Source organism: Phaeodactylibacter xiamenensis (genome assembly GCF_965229835.1).
In the GTDB taxonomy this organism is placed as follows: domain Bacteria; phylum Bacteroidota; class Bacteroidia; order Chitinophagales; family Saprospiraceae; genus Phaeodactylibacter; species Phaeodactylibacter xiamenensis.
In genome coordinates this window covers 439,570-458,678 of record NZ_OZ245931.1, presented here as the reverse complement: position 1 = coordinate 458,678, position 19,109 = coordinate 439,570, and the positions used below count along the sequence as shown (strand labels likewise).

At 50.8% G+C, this 19,109-nt stretch carries 15 protein-coding genes; 7 read left to right on the top strand and 8 right to left on the bottom strand.

Annotated features, from left to right (window positions below):
• Positions 1 to 32 precede the first annotated feature (32 nt).
• The gene (locus ACO08I_RS01625; RefSeq protein WP_282776892.1) at positions 33 to 3,251 is read left to right on the top strand and encodes an AAA family ATPase; all 3,219 of its coding nucleotides are present in this window, start codon (positions 33 to 35) and stop codon (positions 3,249 to 3,251) included.
• Positions 3,252 to 3,257: 6 nt separating this feature from the next.
• On the top strand, positions 3,258 to 4,664 hold the full coding sequence (locus tag ACO08I_RS01620; RefSeq protein WP_421948265.1) for a S8 family serine peptidase: 1,407 nt from the start codon (positions 3,258 to 3,260) through the stop codon (positions 4,662 to 4,664).
• Positions 4,665 to 4,734: 70 nt separating this feature from the next.
• On the opposite strand, the gene ACO08I_RS01615 is transcribed toward ACO08I_RS01620, so the two are convergent.
• Together ACO08I_RS01615 and folE are read right to left on the bottom strand one after the other, a co-directional pair.
• Positions 4,735 to 5,457: an SDR family oxidoreductase gene (locus ACO08I_RS01615; protein ID WP_282776895.1), complete on the bottom strand. Its 723-nt coding sequence runs from the start codon at positions 5,455 to 5,457 to the stop codon at positions 4,735 to 4,737.
• Positions 5,458 to 5,473: 16 nt separating this feature from the next.
• On the bottom strand, positions 5,474 to 6,190 hold the full coding sequence (gene folE / locus ACO08I_RS01610; protein WP_421948264.1) for a GTP cyclohydrolase I FolE: 717 nt from the start codon (positions 6,188 to 6,190) through the stop codon (positions 5,474 to 5,476).
• 124 nt (positions 6,191 to 6,314) lie between these two features.
• Between folE and ACO08I_RS01605 the strand changes: the two genes are divergently transcribed.
• Together ACO08I_RS01605 and lpdA are read left to right on the top strand one after the other, a co-directional pair.
• Positions 6,315 to 6,851, top strand: coding sequence for a hypothetical protein (locus ACO08I_RS01605; RefSeq protein WP_282776899.1), 537 nt, complete (start codon positions 6,315 to 6,317; stop codon positions 6,849 to 6,851).
• A gap of 482 nt (positions 6,852 to 7,333) precedes the next feature.
• Entirely contained in the window at positions 7,334 to 8,734 is a 1,401-nt protein-coding gene (lpdA, locus tag ACO08I_RS01600) for a dihydrolipoyl dehydrogenase (protein WP_282776901.1), read from the top strand.
• Positions 8,735 to 8,809: 75 nt separating this feature from the next.
• Here the strand turns inward: lpdA and ACO08I_RS01595 are convergent, their stop codons facing one another.
• Together ACO08I_RS01595 and ACO08I_RS01590 are read right to left on the bottom strand one after the other, a co-directional pair.
• Complete coding sequence (locus tag ACO08I_RS01595; protein ID WP_421948263.1) at positions 8,810 to 10,087, bottom strand: HlyD family efflux transporter periplasmic adaptor subunit; 1,278 nt, start codon at positions 10,085 to 10,087, stop codon at positions 8,810 to 8,812.
• A 12-nt stretch (positions 10,088 to 10,099) separates the two neighbouring features.
• A complete protein-coding gene (locus ACO08I_RS01590) occupies positions 10,100 to 12,289 on the bottom strand; it encodes a peptidase domain-containing ABC transporter (protein WP_282776905.1) in 2,190 nt (729 codons plus the stop codon).
• Between the two features lie 289 nt (positions 12,290 to 12,578).
• Between ACO08I_RS01590 and ACO08I_RS01585 the strand changes: the two genes are divergently transcribed.
• Positions 12,579 to 13,535 (top strand): glycosyltransferase, encoded by a 957-nt coding sequence (locus ACO08I_RS01585; RefSeq protein WP_282776907.1) that lies wholly within the window; start codon positions 12,579 to 12,581, stop codon positions 13,533 to 13,535.
• On the opposite strand, the gene ACO08I_RS01580 is transcribed toward ACO08I_RS01585, so the two are convergent.
• Positions 13,522 to 14,352, bottom strand: a complete 831-nt coding sequence (locus ACO08I_RS01580) for an alpha/beta hydrolase (protein WP_282776909.1) — start codon at positions 14,350 to 14,352, stop codon at positions 13,522 to 13,524. The two genes, ACO08I_RS01585 and ACO08I_RS01580, sit on opposite strands and share 14 nt — an antisense overlap.
• Complete coding sequence (locus ACO08I_RS01575; RefSeq protein ID WP_282776911.1) at positions 14,352 to 14,888, bottom strand: hypothetical protein; 537 nt, start codon at positions 14,886 to 14,888, stop codon at positions 14,352 to 14,354. Before ACO08I_RS01575 ends, ACO08I_RS01580 begins: the two co-directional genes overlap by 1 nt.
• Positions 14,889 to 14,969: 81 nt before the next feature.
• On the opposite strand from ACO08I_RS01575, the gene fmt reads away from it, so the two are divergent.
• Positions 14,970 to 15,884: a methionyl-tRNA formyltransferase gene (fmt, locus tag ACO08I_RS01570; RefSeq protein WP_421948262.1), complete on the top strand. Its 915-nt coding sequence runs from the start codon at positions 14,970 to 14,972 to the stop codon at positions 15,882 to 15,884.
• A 62-nt stretch (positions 15,885 to 15,946) separates the two neighbouring features.
• Positions 15,947 to 16,840, top strand: coding sequence for an MBL fold metallo-hydrolase (locus tag ACO08I_RS01565; RefSeq protein ID WP_282776913.1), 894 nt, complete (start codon positions 15,947 to 15,949; stop codon positions 16,838 to 16,840).
• Positions 16,841 to 16,980: 140 nt separating this feature from the next.
• Here the strand turns inward: ACO08I_RS01565 and ACO08I_RS01560 are convergent, their stop codons facing one another.
• Together ACO08I_RS01560 and ACO08I_RS01555 are read right to left on the bottom strand one after the other, a co-directional pair.
• The gene (locus ACO08I_RS01560; RefSeq protein WP_282776916.1) at positions 16,981 to 18,594 is read right to left on the bottom strand and encodes a Gfo/Idh/MocA family protein; all 1,614 of its coding nucleotides are present in this window, start codon (positions 18,592 to 18,594) and stop codon (positions 16,981 to 16,983) included.
• Positions 18,587 to 19,084, bottom strand: a complete 498-nt coding sequence (locus ACO08I_RS01555) for a hypothetical protein (protein ID WP_282776917.1) — start codon at positions 19,082 to 19,084, stop codon at positions 18,587 to 18,589. Before ACO08I_RS01555 ends, ACO08I_RS01560 begins: the two co-directional genes overlap by 8 nt.
• Positions 19,085 to 19,109: the final 25 nt, after the last annotated feature.

Genomic DNA, 19,109 nt, shown 5'->3' with positions numbered 1-19,109 from the left:
CCTGGCCCTATTCAATCAACCCAATTGCCTGCATGGCTTTCGAACTCACGATCCCGTTCTACGCTTTTCGGCTCCACCTCCAAACAGGCGGCAGCCTACTCGCCCCGCTCAACGACCGGGAAGTACTCCGCATACGGGAAAAACTCCCCATTCTCGCAGGGCAATATGCGGAGGCGCTGCAAAATAAAGTGCTCAATCAGGGGCAAATCAGCGAACTGCTCAATGAGTATCAGCAGGGCCACTTTATCCCAGCCAAGGTCAAGGTGAGTTTTCCGGCTTCCCGGGATCAGTTCACCTATCCTGCCTTTGAACTTGAGTTCACCTACTACTTCAATCAGTTGCACCCCGGTGAAGGCATATGGGCCATTGTCCCGGCTCTGGATTTAGAGGCTTATTCCGCTGTCCCCGAAGAGTTGGAGCAAAAAATTATCGAGACTATACAACTGGACTTCGCCCGCCATCGTCGTCTCCAGGCTGTACAGGACATCGTGAGCGCGATCTGGTTTGACCTTATTGAACTTAAGCAGTACCCGATTACCCTTCAGGTACCCAGCCCCAAGGAACTGGAGCAAATGGGCAATGAGCAACAGGACCGTCTACTGCCCAAAGCAGCTACCGAACTAAAAATTGAAACGCCTGCCAGTTACGGCAGGGAAAAAGAGCTTAAGCAGCTGGCGCAAATCCTTACCGGCAACTTTCACCGCAATACCTTACTCGTTGGCCCAACCGGGACCGGCAAAACCGCCCTGGTCTGGGAGCTTGCCCGCCGGCAATCCGAATTTAAGCTGCCCGGCAAAATTTGGGAGACAACAGCCTCAACTCTTATCAAGGAATTGATGAAAGATACCGGATGGCAGGAAAACCTTTCCTTGCTTTGCCGGGAGCTTTCCGGGCAGCCCGACCTTCTCTTTGTACGTAACCTAATGGACCTTTTCGAAGTCGGTAAATATGAAGGCAATACGGTAAGTATCGCAGACTACCTTCTGCCCTACCTTAGCCGGGGAGAGGTAACGCTGATCTCAGAATGTACGGATGAAGAGCTCGCCCGTATTGAGATCAAGAGCCCGTCCTACCTCAACGTATTTCAGCGCCTCACCATCACCGAGCCGGAGTCCGGCGAATTGGAGCAGATCATCCAGCAAAAGGCCAATGATCTGGCCAGAGGGCAAAGAATCAGTATTGACCCTTATGCGATTCAGGAGACGGTGCGGCTCAGCCGGCGGTTTACGCCCTACGATGGGATGCCAGGCCGGCCTGTCCGCTTTTTGGAAAACCTTCTCCTCAACCAGAGGGGAAAATCTCTGCCTGGTGCTCCTAATACTACAGTTGCTATTCACCGTTCCGAGATTATTGCCCAATTTAGCGAGGAGACAGGTATGCCGCGGTTTATGATCGACCCGGAACTGCCGATGGACCCGGAAGCTCTGCTCACGCATTTCAACAGTAGAGTCTTCGGGCAGGAAGAGGCTGTTGAGCGGATCGTGGGCATTCTCTCAACGGTCAAAACCGCTTTGGCCCGTACCGGGAAGCCGATCGCCTCTATGTTATTTGTAGGTCCTACAGGTGTGGGCAAGACTGAACTGGCCAAGCAGCTTGCTGAATTCATGTTTGGAACGGCAGACCGGATGACCCGCTTTGACATGAGCGAATTCGCAACGCCTTATTCCGTGCAGCGGCTCGTAGGCCACAGTTTCTTTTCTGAAGGCCTTTTGACTTCGGCCATCCGGAAAGCACCCTTTGGAGTGCTGCTGTTTGACGAGATAGAAAAAGCGCATCCGGTCTTTTTTGACTTGCTTTTGCAAATGCTTTCTGAAGGCCGGCTGACCGACAGTCAGGGCCGGCTGGTCAACTTCTGTAGCACGATCATCATCATGACGTCTAATGTAGGGGCTGGCAGCCTGCAGCTCAACCCCATTGGTTGGCAACAGGAGCAATCTATCAAAAGTGTGGAAGACCACTTCCTTGGTGCTGTGCAAAAATATTTCCGCCCGGAACTCTTCAACCGGATCGACCAGATTATCCCTTTCGCCCCACTGGACAACCTAACCATACGCTATGTGCTGGACCGGGAAATCCAACAGCTCAAGCGCCGGGAGGGTATTCGCTTCCGCAAAATGAATTTTGTGCTTACGGAGCCCTTCCTGGAGCATCTGGCTACCCGGGGCTACGACAAACAATATGGTGCCCGCCACCTGCAGCGGACGCTCCGGCATGAGCTCATCCTGCCTCTGGCCTATGCACTGAACCAACAGGATGTTGACGATCAGGTTGAGATTGTGGTTGACCTAAGAGATGGCAAACCATACCTGACAACGAAATCGGACCCGCTCGGGCTCGATTTATTACTGGAAGAATACACCAAAATCGCCTATGCGGACCACGCCAGTAACCTGCGCCGTTCAGTGGAAAAACTGATGGAAGGCAGCTCATATGTGCGTATGCTTTCCGAACTGGACCTGCTGACAGCCTCCCGCCGCCGCAAGGGCAAGCAGTTCTGGGAACAAAAAGAAAATGCAGAACGCTATGGCATGCTGACGGATCAAAAGGCTCGCTTCGAAGGCCTCTTGCAACATACTGAGCAACTGGAGCTGCAGTTAGCGTTGTCCTGTCTCGACGTGCAGCCTTATCAGCCCGAGTGGGTAGATACCCTCGATCAGGTGGAGCAACAGCTGCAACAGGAAAAACTTAATCTTTTTGAAATCCTGAACCCGGACAATAATGAATGCCCACTTTATATTATAGGTGAGGACCCCGAGCGGGTAGTCCGGTTTTATGAGGAGCTAACCAGAGATTTGCCTTTTGAGATAGCTGAAACAGCAGCGATTTGGCTACGGGGCACAGAACCTAAAACTACCGTTATTTCGACGGTGCATAACTGGCATAACAGCAAGAAGCCGGAGCCCCAAAATACACAAGACAAACTGATTGGGGCCTGCCTGCTTTTTACGGGGCAAGCTGTCCGCGTTTTTTTTGAGCCCGAAACCGGTGTGCAGTGGTGGCAGGAGGGGCAATCAGAGTATCAGGAATACTACATCATTGCTGCACCTCAAAACCTCAGGCAGGCTCATGAACAGGTGCGGACAGCCGAACGCCTGTCTTTCCCGGCCCCGCACCGCATTATTAACGAGGATACCATTCAGGATACCCAGTTTGATCTTAAAAGGGAACACCACGGCAATCAGTTACTGGAGCTAATTCAGGATAAACTGGACCAGGAGTTCCGATTCAACATTGATACGACAATTGGATAACAGACTATGAAAAAGACCATTTTCAGCAGCGCTATCGCCTGTTTATTGTGCTTTGCCCTGCCTGCGTTGGGACAGGAAAAGACAACAGATAACAACGACCAGCAGTTTTACTGGGTCGCCTTCAAAGACAAAGCGAATACGCCTTACACGGTGGATGCACCCGAGGTCTTCCTGTCTCCGCGTGCCATTGCCAGAAGGCAGAAACTAGGCATCCCGGTGACTAAGGAGGACTTCCCGCCCAATCCCGGTTACCTGAAAGGCATTACCGAAGCCGGAGCCAAAGTGCACCATACCTCCCGCTGGCTCAACGCCGCTACCATTTATGGAGAATCGGCTATGTTGCCAGCTATTAAATCCCTGCCTTTTGTGGACACCATTTGGTATGCCGGCCCCTACCGGGCTAAAGGCAAAGCAAGTGTCGAACGGGACGCAAAAATGGACAAGCTGAAGAGTAAAGCCCTAACAGGGCAGCACTACGGTTACGGCACTAAGCAAATCAAAGCCATAAACGGAGATAGCCTCCACCTGATGGGATACCGGGGCAAGGGCGTCCTGGTAGCCGTCATGGATGGCGGTTTCACCGGCGTGGACCGAAGCCCATTCTTTGACTCCCTCCGCGCTGACAACCGGTTACTAACATCCATGGACATAGTAGATAAAGATACGCTGGTCTGGGAGTCCAGCAGCCACGGTACGAAGGTGCTCTCCACTATGGCTGCCAATCAGCCGGAAGTTTTGGTAGGTACAGCACCAGATGCCACTTACGTTTGCATCAAAACTGAAGATACACGGGGCGAACATCGTATAGAGGAATGCCACTGGGTGGCCGGGCTTGAGTACGCAGATAGCCTCGGAGCGGATGTCATGAACTCTTCTCTGGGCTATACCCAGTTTGATGAGACCTCTATGAACTACACTGCGAAGGACTTGACAGGGAGCATTTCTGTAGCCAGTCAGGCTGCCAATATTGCCGCCCGGAAAGGCATGCTGGTGGTCACAAGCGCTGGCAATGAAGGAAGCAGCCCCTGGCGCCGGATCGGCATCCCGGCAGATGCAGCAGGTGCTTTTTCAATCGGAGCTACTGCACTAAATGGTGATTTGGCCAGCTTTAGCTCGGTAGGGCCTACAGCTGACCGGCGTATCAAACCGGATATTGTGGCGCCCGGTGCGTGGGTGACACTGGCCGATGCCTATCAATATCAGGTAACAATTGGGTCCGGGACTTCATTTGCCAGCCCTATTGTGGCGGGCATGGTTGCCTGCCTGCGCGAAGCTTATCCTGAAGCAAGCGTGGAGGAGTTGCTGGATGCCATCCGTAGTAGCAGCAGTCAGTCTGATTTGCCTGATGTAGCTGTAGGGTATGGGATGCCAGACTTTGTCAAAGCTTACCTTGCTCTTCGCAAGCAGCCTTAAATAATAAAGACCGGGCGCTGGCATTAATTGTGCTAACGCCCGGTCTTTCTGCATTTTCAGAAATATCTCGCTAGATTACCTGATGGTTGAATGGCTGTATAACCATTTCAGATACCACTCCGGAGGTAGGTTGCTGGCACATAAACCATACCGCACGCCCGGCTTCCTGAGCCGTGATGAATTTATCCCGGTTTACAGGCATATCAATGTCATCCCAGAATTCTGAATCCACGCCGCCCAGATATAGATTGGATAGCCGGATTTCGGTACGCTTCAACTCTTCACGCAGCGACTTCACCATACCGTTTAGCCCGTATTTAGAGGCAGCGTAGGCTGCTGCCGCCGCCATGGGCGCCCGACCCAGTACGCCAGGAATATTGATGATCATCCCTTTTTTCGACTCCTTCATCGGTGGCAGAAAAGCCTGCATGACCAGGAAGGCACCCTTGAGATTGATGTCAATCATACGGCTCATTTGCTCGTATTCGATCTGTTCGAATTTTTTGAGGTAGCCTACCCCCGCAGCGTTCACCAGGATGTCGATTTGGCTCACTTTGCTATGGATTTGGTCTGCTACCTTCTGTACAGATTCGGGGTCGGTGACCTCCATTGTAAAAACCTGGTCATCGGGGATTTTATTGGCCTTAGCTACCTTCTTCAGCTTCTCCTGGTCTCTGCCGGTAATAAAGACATTCCCCTGAGAGTTTTTGATCATCTTGGTCGCTTCGGCTCCAATACCACCGGTAGCGCCCACAATCAGTACTTTCTTATTGGCTAATAATTCAACCGCCATAACTTAATTTCGCTTTTTAGTCTTTGATAGTCTTTAGAAATTCCGCGCGTACATTTTCATTAAGGAAACGACCGCCATACTCTGTGGTAACGGTGCTGCACTGTGTGTGTTTAATACCGCGCATTTCCACACACATATGCTTCGCATCCATGTATACGGCCACATCTTCGGTCTTAAGCACGCGCTTTAGCTCTGCCGCAATCTGTACGGTGAGCCGCTCCTGTACCTGAGGCCGGCGGGCGAAGTGTTCTACAATACGATTGAGCTTAGACAACCCAATCACTTTGTCGTTCGCGATGTAGGCAATGTGGCATTTGCCATAAATGGGCAGAAAATGGTGCTCACAGAAAGATTGTACCTGTATGCCTTTTTCCACCAACATCTGCCGGTAGCCAAATTTATTCTCGAACAGGGAAATCGCAGGCTTGGATTCAGGATTCAGCCCGCCAAAGATTTCCTTGACAAACATTTTAGCCACCCGTCTCGGCGTGCCATTCAGGGAATCATCATTCAGGTCCAGCCCGAGGGTTTCCATGATTTCCCGGAAATGCTGACTAATGATCTCCATTTTTTCTTCATCAGAACGGTCAAAGGCATCTGCCCGCATAGGCGTATCAACAGAGGTCGCGGCGTGCATATCTCCCAGTTCCTCCACCAGGTCTTCCCCATTCTTAGGCGCATAGCCATTTACTTTCCGGGCAATACCATTGCCGGAATATTTTGAATTCACCATAAAGGATGTATTTTGAAATTTTTCGGGTTATTTGAGTAGCAAATAGTTTACTATTGCCATATGATCTTAAAACCGATAGCCTAACACCAATTGCTGATAATTGTTTAACCATCGATCAACCGAAATGAAGCGAGCCCTGGCTGGTATCATTTTCTCCTTCGGGCTTTGGGCCCTGGCCGGGTTGGGTGGCTGTGCCTCTGACCCACCGCAGCGCCAATCTTTTGAGGATTGCTTGTATGGTGCTCCGGAGCCCATTTTCGATGCATCCCTGCCGGGGGTTTCTCAGCATCGGTTTGAGCTGCAGCCTGGTAAAGGTGTGGAGCGTTTTGTGTTGAACCAGTCTACGATCGTGCAGATAGAACAGACCGGTTGCGATCAGATCAGGCAGGAATTCACATTCTCCTGGGATGCGGCAGGCCGAAGGGAAGACTGGGCTGCACAGGCTATTCAAAAATACCGGGAGCTGGGTGAATTAGGTGCGCCTTACCTCTCTTTCAGTGCGATCAGCGAGGTACTTCAGGCCAGGAAGGAAAAATTGCGCCCCCGGGGCGAAGCTATCTCTTTGCAGCCTGGTTTAGCATTCCGGATCACGGCTGCCGAAACAGGTCAACAGTCGAAACTCGTCACTGTCCTCTACGAAACTGCTCCCGAGGAGGAATAAAAAACAAAAATTCAGCCTGACAGGCATTGCCCCTGATTTACAAGGAATAGCAGCAAGCGGCATTGATTTGTGCTAAAAAAATAAAATATGTATTTGTTTAACTTACAAGTTCTTAACCAAATCATGAGCACCTTTCACCATTTTGTTGCTTGACAAATTGTCAGTGAGAATATTTTAGAAACCGCCCCCTTTGTTCTACTTTTAAACTATCAAAAGAAAATGTCAAACTCCCTATAGGCACAAAGATTAAGTATCAGCAAGTTAGAATGGACTCCGCTGCGGTAATAGCAGCGGAGTCCTTTTTTATGCCTTCCCGAGGTTCAAAATTGTACTATAAGCTGCTTTGTTGTGACAACCGCGTTTTGGTCAGTATATTTGCGGTAATTTCCCAGCAGTCTGAAAAGCTGGCGGTTTGAAAATTTTCGCCTACTCCTGCTGAGCGATTCGCAGGTAGACTCATAATTAAAACCAGAAATAAGAACATGGATAAGTTTGATCTGATTGTAGTTGGCAGTGGTCCCGGAGGATACGTTGCTGCCATTCGCGCTTCACAACTCGGTATGAAAGTTGGTGTGGTGGAGCGGGAATCACTGGGGGGTATTTGTCTGAACTGGGGCTGTATCCCAACCAAAGCCCTGTTGAAAAGTGCGCAGGTTTTTGAATACATCAACCACGCAGAGGATTACGGTATTAAAGTGGATAAGGCCAGCGTTGACTTCACCGGTATGGTGAAACGCAGCCGGAACGTGGCAGATGGCATGAGCAAGGGGATTAACTTCCTCTTCCGCAAGAACAAAATCACCGTACTCGATGGGCACGGCAAATTGCTCCGCGGAAAGAAAGTAGAAGTCACGGACAAAGACGGCAAAAAGAAAGAATACAGCGCTGAGCACATCATCATTGCTACCGGCGGGCGGGCCAAGGAGCTTCCTACCGTTCCCATTGACGGGGAAAAGGTCATTGAGTACCGCAAAGCGATGAGTCTCGAAAAGCAGCCTAAGAAGATGGTTGTGGTGGGTGCAGGCGCCATTGGTACCGAATTTGCTTATTTCTACAGCTCTATCGGCACGGAAGTGACCGTAGTGGAATTCATGGAGCAGGGCCTGGTACCCCGCGAAGATGCCGACGTGAGCAAGGAAATGAATAAAATCTACAAGAAGAAGGGCATCAATATCCTGGGCAACACCTCTGTGGAGTCGGTTGACACCAAAGGCAAAGGCTGCACGGTGACCGTTAAGAACCGCAAGACCGGCAAGACGGAAGAAATCAAGTGCGATGTCGTGCTTTCTGCAGCGGGCGTAACACCAAATACGGAGAATATAGGCCTGGAAGCACTGGGCATCAAAACAGACCGTGGGCTAATTCAGGTGGATGAGTTCTACCGTACTAACGTAGCAGGGATTTACGCGATCGGCGATGTGACGCCTGGTGCCGCGCTGGCGCACGTTGCAAGTGCGGAGGGCATCATTTGCGTGGAGAAAATCGCGGGCGAAAATCCGCAGCCAATGGACTACAACAACATCCCGGCCTGTACTTACTGTGTGCCTGAGGTCGCTTCAGTAGGCTACACCGAGCAGGCGGCTAAGGATGCCGGTTACGAAATAAAGGTGGGCAAATTTCCATTCTCCGCTTCCGGAAAAGCCAGTGCAGCTGGTGCGAAGGAGGGCTTCGTGAAGGTCATCTTCGACGCGAAATACGGTGAGTTCCTGGGAGCTCACATGGTTGGCATGAATGTAACAGAGATGATTGCAGAAGTAGTAGCCGCCCGCAAACTGGAAACCACTGGCCATGAGATCATCAAAACGGTGCACCCTCACCCCACGATGAGCGAAGCGGTGATGGAAGCAGCAGCAGCGGCTTACGACGAGGTCATCCACCTGTAGTAATTTACACTGCGGTGTGAACTGCTAACATCAGGGCTCATGCGGATACGGACTTAGTGCGCGTGAGCCCTTTTTTTAACTTCTGAAGTGCTCGAAAATCCGCTCAATAAAGCGCTTATCCTTAATGATAATGTTGGCGTTGCCCTTCATAGTCTGAGAAGCATCCAACTCCCGCCCAAACTCAGTGACCAGGCCCTTTGGGAAATCAATGGTTAAGGCCACCTGACCGTTGATCGGCACCTGGCTGATAGACTCGACCCGCCCTATCGTTGAGCCAAATTCCAGTACCGGGTAGACATCGAAACTAACGACAACTTTTTTACCCGGCTTCACCGGGCTGGCTTTCGCTACCGGCAACCAGATCGTCCCTTTCGCTTCCTGCTCCAGTTGCGGGACGACTACACCGATTTCAAACCCTTCTTCAATGAATTGTTGCTCCGTAATATCTTCCATGTACAGAGATACGACACCGGTTACCGGAGCCGTGATGACATACTTGAACATCCATTCCTCCACGGCGCGCTGAAGGTCATTAAAACGCTCCCGAAGTTCAATTCCTGCTTGTTTTTTACTTTCTACGGAGCCTTCACGGACACCGGTTTTTTCAGCACGGATGCGCTCTTTTTCCAGTTCGCGGTTTTTTATGGAAGACTCCACACTCTCCCGCATGCGTTGCAAGCTAAGCAACGATTCCCTGGTTTTTTCAATACGCGACTCAGCCAGGAGATTATCCCGGACCAGCTTCTCCTCCCTTTCCAGCCGTTCCTGAACCAGCTTAATTTGGCTATCCAGGTTCTCAATTCTTCGAAGGTCAGAGCGGATAATGCTTTGTATCTTTTGCAGTTCCCGTTCCAGTTGATCAATGCTGTACTTATTGTAAGGGTTTTCCTCAAACTGCTGCCGGACTTTTTGCTGGCGATAAAAATCATAGAGCGGCTCTTTGATTGAGCCAAGAACAAAAGTGTCGGGCACCGAAAAGGCGAGCAGGGCAGAATCGGTAGGCGCCTCCATCATCATCATTTTGGACTCCAGCGTGAGCATATCCTCAAGGCGGGCGTTACTTTTGAAAACGACGATCACATCATTTTCCTTAACAGCGGCCTCATTTTCCACCAGGATGGACTGAACCCGGCCACTAATATTAGACACCAGCCGCTTAGGCGGCTCTTTGGAGGTTACCGTAATCCCTGCATCCACGACCACCGGATATTCAATAAAATAACTAATGTAACCGAGTACCACCACGACAAGTAATGCCAGCAGTGTGCCGAACCGGGCCATCCATGGTGGCGGAGTGCCCAGGATTTCCTGTACCTCCTCGCTCCGTATTTCTATATTTTCGTGCTCTTGCATAGGTGGTAGGATTTATGCGCCCAGCTCCAGCTGATTGCGGACCAATTGGTAATAGGCGCCCCGCAGATAGGTCAGTTCGTCGTGCGTGCCCTGTTCCACAATTTCTCCACCTTCCAGTACAATGATATTGTCCGCGTTCATCACTGTGCTCAGGCGGTGCGCTACGGTGACCACAGTACGGCCACGGAAGAAATCCTCCAGGTTTTCCATGATCAGCATTTCGTTGTAGGCATCCAGGGCGGTCGTTGCTTCATCGAAGAAGATATAATCCGGATTTTTGTAAACCGCACGGGCGATGAGCATTCGCTGCCGCTGCCCCTGACTGAGCCCAAGGCCATCCTGCCCGATTTTGGTATTATAGCCCAGTGGAAGAGATTCGATGAAGGACTGAATATTGGCCACCTTTACGGCATTCAGCAGTTTTCGTTTATCGATGATCTCATCTCCCAATGCAATATTGCGGGCGATAGAGTCAAAGAAAATGTATCCATCCTGCATGACCACCCCACATTTATTTCGCCACAGCCGGTTGTTGACATTAGAGAGGTTGATATCGCCAAGGCGGATCGCGCCTTCTGTGGGCTGGTAAATATTAAGTAGCAGTTTGAGAATGGTGGTCTTGCCACTTCCACTTGTACCTACAATTGCGGTCGTTTGTCCTTTGGGGATGCGCAAGTTGACGTTCCGCAGGACAGTTGGTGAGTGTGGCCCGTTATATTGAAAGCTTACTTTCTCCAGAATCAGGTCTCCATACTCGGGTAAGATGGTAATTTTCTCTTCCAGGTTCTCCTCGTTATCACGAATGTGGATTTCGTTGAGGCGTTCCAGGCTTATCTTAGCTTCCTGCCGGGCCCGCAAAAACTCGAACAGCTGGTTCAGGGGCGAATTCATCTGCCCGATAATGTACTGAACCCCCAGGAGCATTCCCAGCGACATCTCATTATCCATAACCGCTTTAGCGACTATGAAAATGATTAGAAGGTTCTTAGTCTCATTGAAAAACCCGGAGCCGGCACGTTGTATCTGCCCGATACGCAAAGCGCTGACACTCGTTCGGAACAAACGGGCCTGAATACGCTCCCATGCCCACCGCTTCTGCTTTTCGGCATTGTGCAGCTTAATATCCTGCATACCATTGATGAGCTCCATCAGGTTGCTTTGGTTCTCTGCAGACTGGTCAAAATGCTTATAATCCAACTCCCGCCGCAGGTATTGGAAATAAAAAATCCAGCCTATCTGAGCCAGGGTAAAAATGACAAAAACAGCAAAAATCGTAACATTCCACGCTAACAGCACCCCTGCAAAAACCAGGATATTGGCAAATGTAAAAATAGAGACCAGTGAGGTGGAAGTCAAAAATCGCTGTACCCGCTCATGGTCCGCAATCCGCTGCATTAAATCACCAGTCACTTTTGAATCAAAGAAGCTGATGGGCAGCTTGGTGAGTTTGATCAGGAAGTCAGAAATCAGGCTGATGTTGACGCGTACCGTAACATGCAATAGTATCCAGCTTCGGAACTGCTCCACAGCCATCATAGTCGCGAACAGGAAGAACTGTGCCAGCAAAATAAGCTGTATAAAATTAAGGTCATCATTTTCTATTCCTGTATCAATTATGGATTTGATCAGGAAAGGGAAAATAAGCTGCAACAAACTACCTAGTGCCAACCCTACGCCCAGCTGAATAAGCAAGGGGCGGTAGCGCTGAAAGTAGCTCCTTACGTAGCCAAAGCCTGATTTGTTGATCTTTTCTCCCTCCCGGGCATAAAATTCAGGTGTAGGTTCCAGCAGTAGCAGCACGCCAACGTCTTCCCCGTCCTCCACATCGCTTGCCCAGTTTTCCAGGAATTCTTCCCGCGTCAGTTTAAATTTACCCGCTGCCGGGTCAGCGATCCAGACATACCTTGAATTGGCTTTATAGATCACCACGAAGTGCTCCTGTTTCCAGTGCGCCACAGCGGGTACCGGAATATCCCTTGCAAGACGGTCGAAGGTGGTCTTGACAGCCAGGCTTTGCAGGCCGATATGCTCAGCTGCATCACTGATGCCCAAAAGCGTAACACCCTGTTTGCCCATATAGGTCAGGTCACGGAGATACTCAAGCGAGTAGTACCGCCCAAAATGACGAGACACCATGCGCAGGCAGGTTGCCCCGCAGTCCATCGCGTCGAGTTGCTGGTAAAATGGAAATCTCCCTGACATTTTTTTAGCCTTAGTGGTCAAGTTAGGAGCAAAACAGGTGCTGTTTTACTTTAACTTTACTTCTGCGCCAGCTTGCTGTTAGCATGAATCACTGGTACAGAAACATCTCTGATTGAGCCCTCCAAACGAACACCACAGCAGTGTTGCCTATTCAGAGAACAAATTTAAATACGAAATATAAGGCGTTCAGGCATCTTTTAAAACAAAGTCACCGCAATTTCTTGAAAAACCAGGCAAAAAGCAACTTCTGTAAGTATAATAGTGATATTTTTGGGCAAATTTGGGCTGAATGTACAATAGTTTCATCACTGTGGTCTGTGTTTTGGAGCATACACATGAGCTCCGTTTGTTGCCGGAGTACCTGCAAAACACCTTTACCGTAGTTCGGCAGCACTTCACTGACTTCGAGTTCATCGTGGTCAACAACAATCCGGAGGCTTCTGCGGATGATGCTATTGATCAGCTGCCGGACGATCTGAAACACAACGTATATCTGCTCAATCTTTCCCGGTCCACCAACCACAACCATGCCGTTTTGGCCGGTTTGGACCGCAGCAACGGGGACTATACAGTAATTTTCGAGTTTGACTTCTATCAGCAGCCTGAATTGATCCTGCAGCTCTTTGAGCACAGCCGCAGCGAAGGGGCGGATATTGTATACATGAAGGCCAGGCAGCGGCAGGCAGGTGCCCACTTTCGACCGTTTTACCGGCTTTTTTATTTTATCCTGCGCCGCTACTCAGCGCTGGAGGTAGACGAGATGGCTCACAACACCCGGATTATTTCCCGCCGGGCGCTTAATTCACTGCTGCGCCTGCGTGAGAATTTGCGGTACATGAAGGCTATCTACTCCATCGTGGGCTACAAAACCCGCTGCCTTGAAACCGATGCTCCCCTGCATGGCAGAGGACAGGAATCATTCTCAGAGCGTTTCCGGACTTCCCTCATCGCCATTACCTCCTTTACCACTTTTCTGCGTTCCCTGCTGCTCTGGATATTTCTGTTTTCCCTGGTCTTTCTCATCGGCGTTATTGCTAATGCCCTGAAAGTGAAATTTACGGGCGTGGATTTGTTCGGCAGTGCCGGAGAGCCTTATCCGGGATGGACTTTTCTGGTCATCCTCATTGCCATTTTCTTTGCTACCACCTGCCTGAACTTGTACATCATGTCGATCTATCTATCGAATATTTACAATGAAATCAAGCAGCGCCCGCTTTACATTCTGGAATCGATCAAACGATTCTAGCACTTAGCCACTGCTCCACATACTGAAAATGAGCCTCTTTCTCCGGTTCGTTATGAATTTCGTGGTATAGCCCGGCCCAGCCCTTAAAAGTTACATCCCCTTCCAGCTGTGCCGCGAAAGTTTCACTTGCTTCAGAGGAGGTGACGCCATCTGCCTCCCCGTGGGCAATCAACAGCGGTACGGGAAACCCACCTTTCTGCTGCATCAGCCAGTCGCCTTCCTGCATCATGTCGATGCCCACTGCTGCAGAAATACGATCGTGGACCAGTGGATCCGCTTCATATGCCTGCACTACTTTGTCATCTCTGGAGAGTAACCTGGTCTTTAGGTTATTGCCCTGCAGGAAGCCGGGGTATATTTTCCGCATCAACTTTCCTACTGCCACCAACGCAGCAGGTGGAGTAAAGGACAGTTGAATCCACGGGGCAGAGGCAATTACACCGCTGACCTTTGGATTGCGGTGCAAGGTATAGGAAAGGACCAGCCCTCCTCCCTGACTATGCCCGTACAGAAATACCGGCAAATCCTGATAAGCAGTGCGGGCTTCAACCAGCAGCTGTGCGATCTCGTCCAGCAGGGGACCGACCCCGGGGCTGTGCCCACGCTTGCCTCCCGATTGCCCGTGTCCCCGCCTGTCATACCCTATAACAGCGAAGCCTCGGGCGTTGAACCAGCGTGCCATATGATCGTACCGCTCAATGTGCTCGCCCAGGCCATGGGCAATCGCTACAACAGCTTTGGGGGTAGCCGCCGCCCATTCACAGGCGTGTATTTTAATGCCGTCTTCTGTTGTCCAGGAAAATGTGCGCTTGTGCATTACTCTTTTTTTGGTGCTGCCTTAAATTGCCGCTGACCTTCGATGTAGCCTACGACCTTCGAATCCGGATAACGCCCTTCCAGGAAGGAAGCCCGGAAGGTTTCTGCCTTTGCCTGTTCCTCAAAATGACCTATGAGATAGGAAAATTGACCTTCTCCTAATTCCTCCAGCGTGATGTTCCCATGCTGGAAAAACAGGTCATGATCGGGAGGAAGCGGGATGGCCGTAGACATGATCTCAATTTTAAAGCCGTTGTAGCCTTCCGGAATTTCCTGCAGGCTGCGATAGGCAGTATCCGTTTCTATCGTCTCAATTGGAATGACCTTACGGTCGGTGGCTCGTTGCCGGAAAGTGGGGTTGGGGGCTTCATTTTGCCGTACAGCTCCGCTCAGTGGTTCATCAAAACGCTCGGACAACGGAATGGTGTCCAGCTTAGGTGCCTGTACCCAAACTCCGGAGTAGCTGTTGCAGGCAAGCCCATGCCCCGGCAAAAAGAAAATGACAAATACGCTATAAAATAAGGCTGATTTCATCATATTGTGCGATACCTCTGTTGTAATTCTTAGAACTTTTCTGAAAATTAGATACAATAACGCAAAAATACCAACTTGTCTTCTATGAGTTTGAGAATAGTTTTTATGGGCACACCTGATTTCGCAGTCCCTTCCCTTCGCATATTGGTACAAAACGGGTACAAAGTCGCGGGCGTAGTGACAGCTACCGACAAGTACGGTGGGCGCGGGAAAAAACAACTCCTGGAATCCCCAGTGAAAAAATATGCCGTGGAGCAGGGCATCCCGGTCCTGCAGCCCAAAAACCTGAAATCGCCCGAATTCCAGGAAGATCTGCGGGCATTAAATGCCAATCTTCAGGTTGTCGTTGCTTTCCGTATGCTACCGGAAACGGTTTGGGATATGCCGGAATACGGCACCTTCAACCTGCATGGTTCTCTGCTGCCACGCTACCGGGGCGCAGCACCCATCAACTGGGCCGTCATCAACGGAGATACTGAAACGGGTGTTACAACCTTTTTTATCCGGCACGAAATTGACACCGGTGATGTCCTCTTGCAGGAAAAAATGCCCATTGGGCCCAATGAAACCGCCGGAGAGGTCCATGACCGGATGATGATGCTCGGTGCTGAAACAGTACTAAAAACAGTCCAAGCCATTGAGTCTGGTAATTACCATCTGCAAAAACAGGACGATGCCCAAGCGACCAAAGCACCAAAGCTGTTTCGGGAAACCTGTGAAATTGACTTTGTTCAGCCAGTCGAAAAAGTGCACAACTTTGTCCGTGGGCTGAGCCCCTACCCCGCTGCCTGGACTACCCTTGAAGACAAACAGCTGAAAATTCTCCGTGCCCATTATAAGAAAGCGGATGTGGAGGCTACACCCGGTACTTTCCGTTCTGACAATAAAAGCTGGATTAAAATCGCAGCTCTGGATGGATGGCTGGTCATAGAAGAACTTCAACTGCAAGGCCGTAAACGCATGAAAGCCAATGATTTCCTTAATGGTTTCTCTTTCTGATTTTTAAAATTACAAAAAAATAAAATTTAAGAAAATTCTAACTGAGTAAAAGCAAAAATAAAATGATTAAAGTTCTGGATCTTCATTTTCTGGACAAAAGCGACACAATTGCTGCATTTCTGGCCGAGACTTCGGCAGGGCCCATCCTGTTTGAAACCGGCCCCTACTCTACCTTTAGCCATCTGAAAGCCGGGCTTGCAGCACATGGCTATCGGCCTGAAGACATTGCCCATGTTTTCATCACACATATACACCTGGACCATGCCGGAGCAGCCTGGGCTATGGCAGAAGCAGGAGCCACCATCTATCTGCACCCCTTTGGTAAGGCGCACATGCATGACCCTTCCAAGCTCGTGGCCTCCGCTACCCGTATCTACGGTGATGATATGGAGCGGCTGTGGAGCACGATGAAGGGTATCCCGGCAGCACAACTAAAAACTGTAGAGCATGAAGACACCATCAAGATCGGGGATACAGAGATCACCGCATGGCATACGCCCGGGCATGCAGTGCACCATATTGCATGGCAGGTAGGCAGTGTATTGATTGCAGGCGATGTTGCAGGGGTTAAGATTGGTGCAGCTCCGGTCGTTCCGCCCTGCCCGCCACCGGATATCAACGTTGAAGACTGGCAGGCTTCTCTCAACCTCATCCGGCAGCTCCCCCTGCAAAACATTTATCTGACCCACTACGGGCGGATTGCAGGGGCCAATATTCCCGTCCACCTTGATGAGCTCGAACAGGAGCTTCTGGACTGGGCCGAATGGATGAAGCCACACTTTGAGGCTGGTAGTGACCCAAAATCAATCACGCCGGAATTTATGGCATGGGTACAAGGACGCCTCATCGAAAAAGGCGTCTCAGCATCCATGCTGGAAATCTACGAGAATGCTAATCCCTCATGGATGAGCGTAGCCGGGCTGCTGCGGTACTGGAAGAAGCGGACCGCCGGGTAAATAGCGGTTCATGAGGAAGAATAAGCTGCCTGTGAGGACAAATTCATTACTGTTTTTTTATCCTCTATATTACCGACGTAACGCTCCGGGAGCCTCTGCCCTAACCCCAAACTAATGGAAAATCCTGGCAGGGGCTCCTTTTATCCCATCATGCCTGCTATTGCGTGCCCGGGGGCCACAAGTACGGCATCAAGATCCTCGCCAGGCTGAGCTATAATTTGTTCTGCCGTTCCATCCCATTCCACTCTGCGCCCAAGTTTCCAGGACAAGCCTGCCATGTGAGCGGACATCGCTTCCTCAAACCCTTCGTCTATACCGCAGCTCACTGGCGTTCCGTTGCGGATGGCGCCCAGCCACTCCCGGAGGTGCAGCATGGCAGAATCGACCCGCTTGCCGCCCCGGTAAGTCCAAAGCAGCCCTTTCTGAGCAAAGTATTTGGAGGTCGCTGATGTCACCCCATCCGCATTGCCGGAAGCCGGATCATAGGCATAAATCGGTACACTGGGGTCCATCACGCCGCTTTCAATCAGGTGCCGGTAGCGGGTAGAGTTAGGATCGGCATGCACCCGGAGTTGACTGCCCAGCTCGAGTGTGCCATCGTGTCCCATAAGCAGGGTTTCCCGCCAGTGCTGATTTCCAAGGGTAGCGCTGTAAACGAAGGTCATACCCTTTTCCAGCCCGGCTTCCCGGCTGGAGCCCGTGGTGAAGTCCGGGTATTCCATTACCGCCTGAAAAACGTCTGGTACATCCCGCCCATCGCGGTGGGTATAAATGCCGCCGGAAGCCGTTACGAAGCGGGGCATCCCCATATCGAGAATACAATTGACCCGGTCGTAGTCGTGGGTCATCAGGTCGCCGGACAAGCCCGAGCCATAGGCCCACCATTTGCGCCAGCGGAAGAAATGCTCTTTATTGAAAGGAATCCGGGGCGCATTGCCCAGGAAGAGGTCCCAGTTGATGGTCTGCGGGCTGGCTTTTTCGTGGATATGGTACTGCCAGGCTCCATTATCGCTGTTACGGTTTGTATTGGCCTGTACCAATGAGACATGCCCAAGTACCCGTTTTCGTATGATATCCTGAGCGGTAATAAAACTCTGGGTCTGCCGGTGCTGATGCCCTACCTGAAAGATAGCTTTTGAGCTCCGGGCTGCTTCACGGAGGGCGTAGGTTTCCGCGATTTTATGGGTCATGGGTTTTTCCACATACACATGCTTGCCAGCCTGCAAGGCAGCGATAGCTACCGGTGCGTGCCAGTGATCGGGGGTAGCAATGACCACCGCATCTATATCCGGGCTGTTGATCAGTTCTTCGTAATGCCGGTAGCGTTTGCAATCCGGAGAAGCAGATTGTGCCAGTTCAGCATTGATGTCGAATACATCACAGACCCCCGTGAGTTTTACATTAAGATTCTCCTGGCTGAAGTAAGCTTCCAGGGCACCAGTATTGCTTTGTTCCTGCATTGCCTGAAGCCAGGCTGGTGTAGCGAACCCCAGCACGCGGACCAGGTGCTGCCCGCGGCCTCCGTTGCCCACAATACCTATCCGGATAGGTTCGCCAGACATATCGGAAGCGATCTCCGGGCGTTCTGCCTCAATATTCAGCTCCCGGAGTATTTGCTCTTTCTCCTGCTGCTTTTTGCGCACTTCTATGTAAGCCCCAGCGGCTATACCTCCGATAAATGGCAAACCGATTAATCCTTTCAAAGCCTTACGGCGACTGTGGGAAGCCCCTTTTTGTTCCTGTTGCTTATCCATGATGTACGGTGCTTTGTGCAGCGTTGTCTGCCTGCGGATTAAAAAATACGCTCAGGCCCCATAAATGGCCGGTGGGGAAATAAGCCAGCACGCCCAGAGCTGCCAGTTCCACCAGGTTCTTATTGACAATAAAGTAATTGCCTTCTGCCGGGCCAGCAGCAGGAATGCCAGGCCATGAAGGGTGTGCCAGATAGAAAAAGGCGAGCATGGCCATACCGATGTAAGCGCCTGCTTTTTCCCAAATCCCAAGGATGAGGGCCAGCCCTGCCGCGGATAATGCCAGAGCCGTTAAGGTATCAGAAATGCCAATGAGGCTGTCATTGCCTAACCATTGAAAGAAAGGGGCAAACGGGCCTTGGGCAGACATCAGGTAGCCCTGTGCCGTCCAGCCCGGCGTCAAAAATTTTATAAAGCCTTCAAATAAAAAATGCCAGCCGGCAAACAAACGGAGCGCAATCAAAAAGAAGAGCTGTGGTTTGGAATAGGTCATAGCAGTACCATTTTGGTGTACAGCT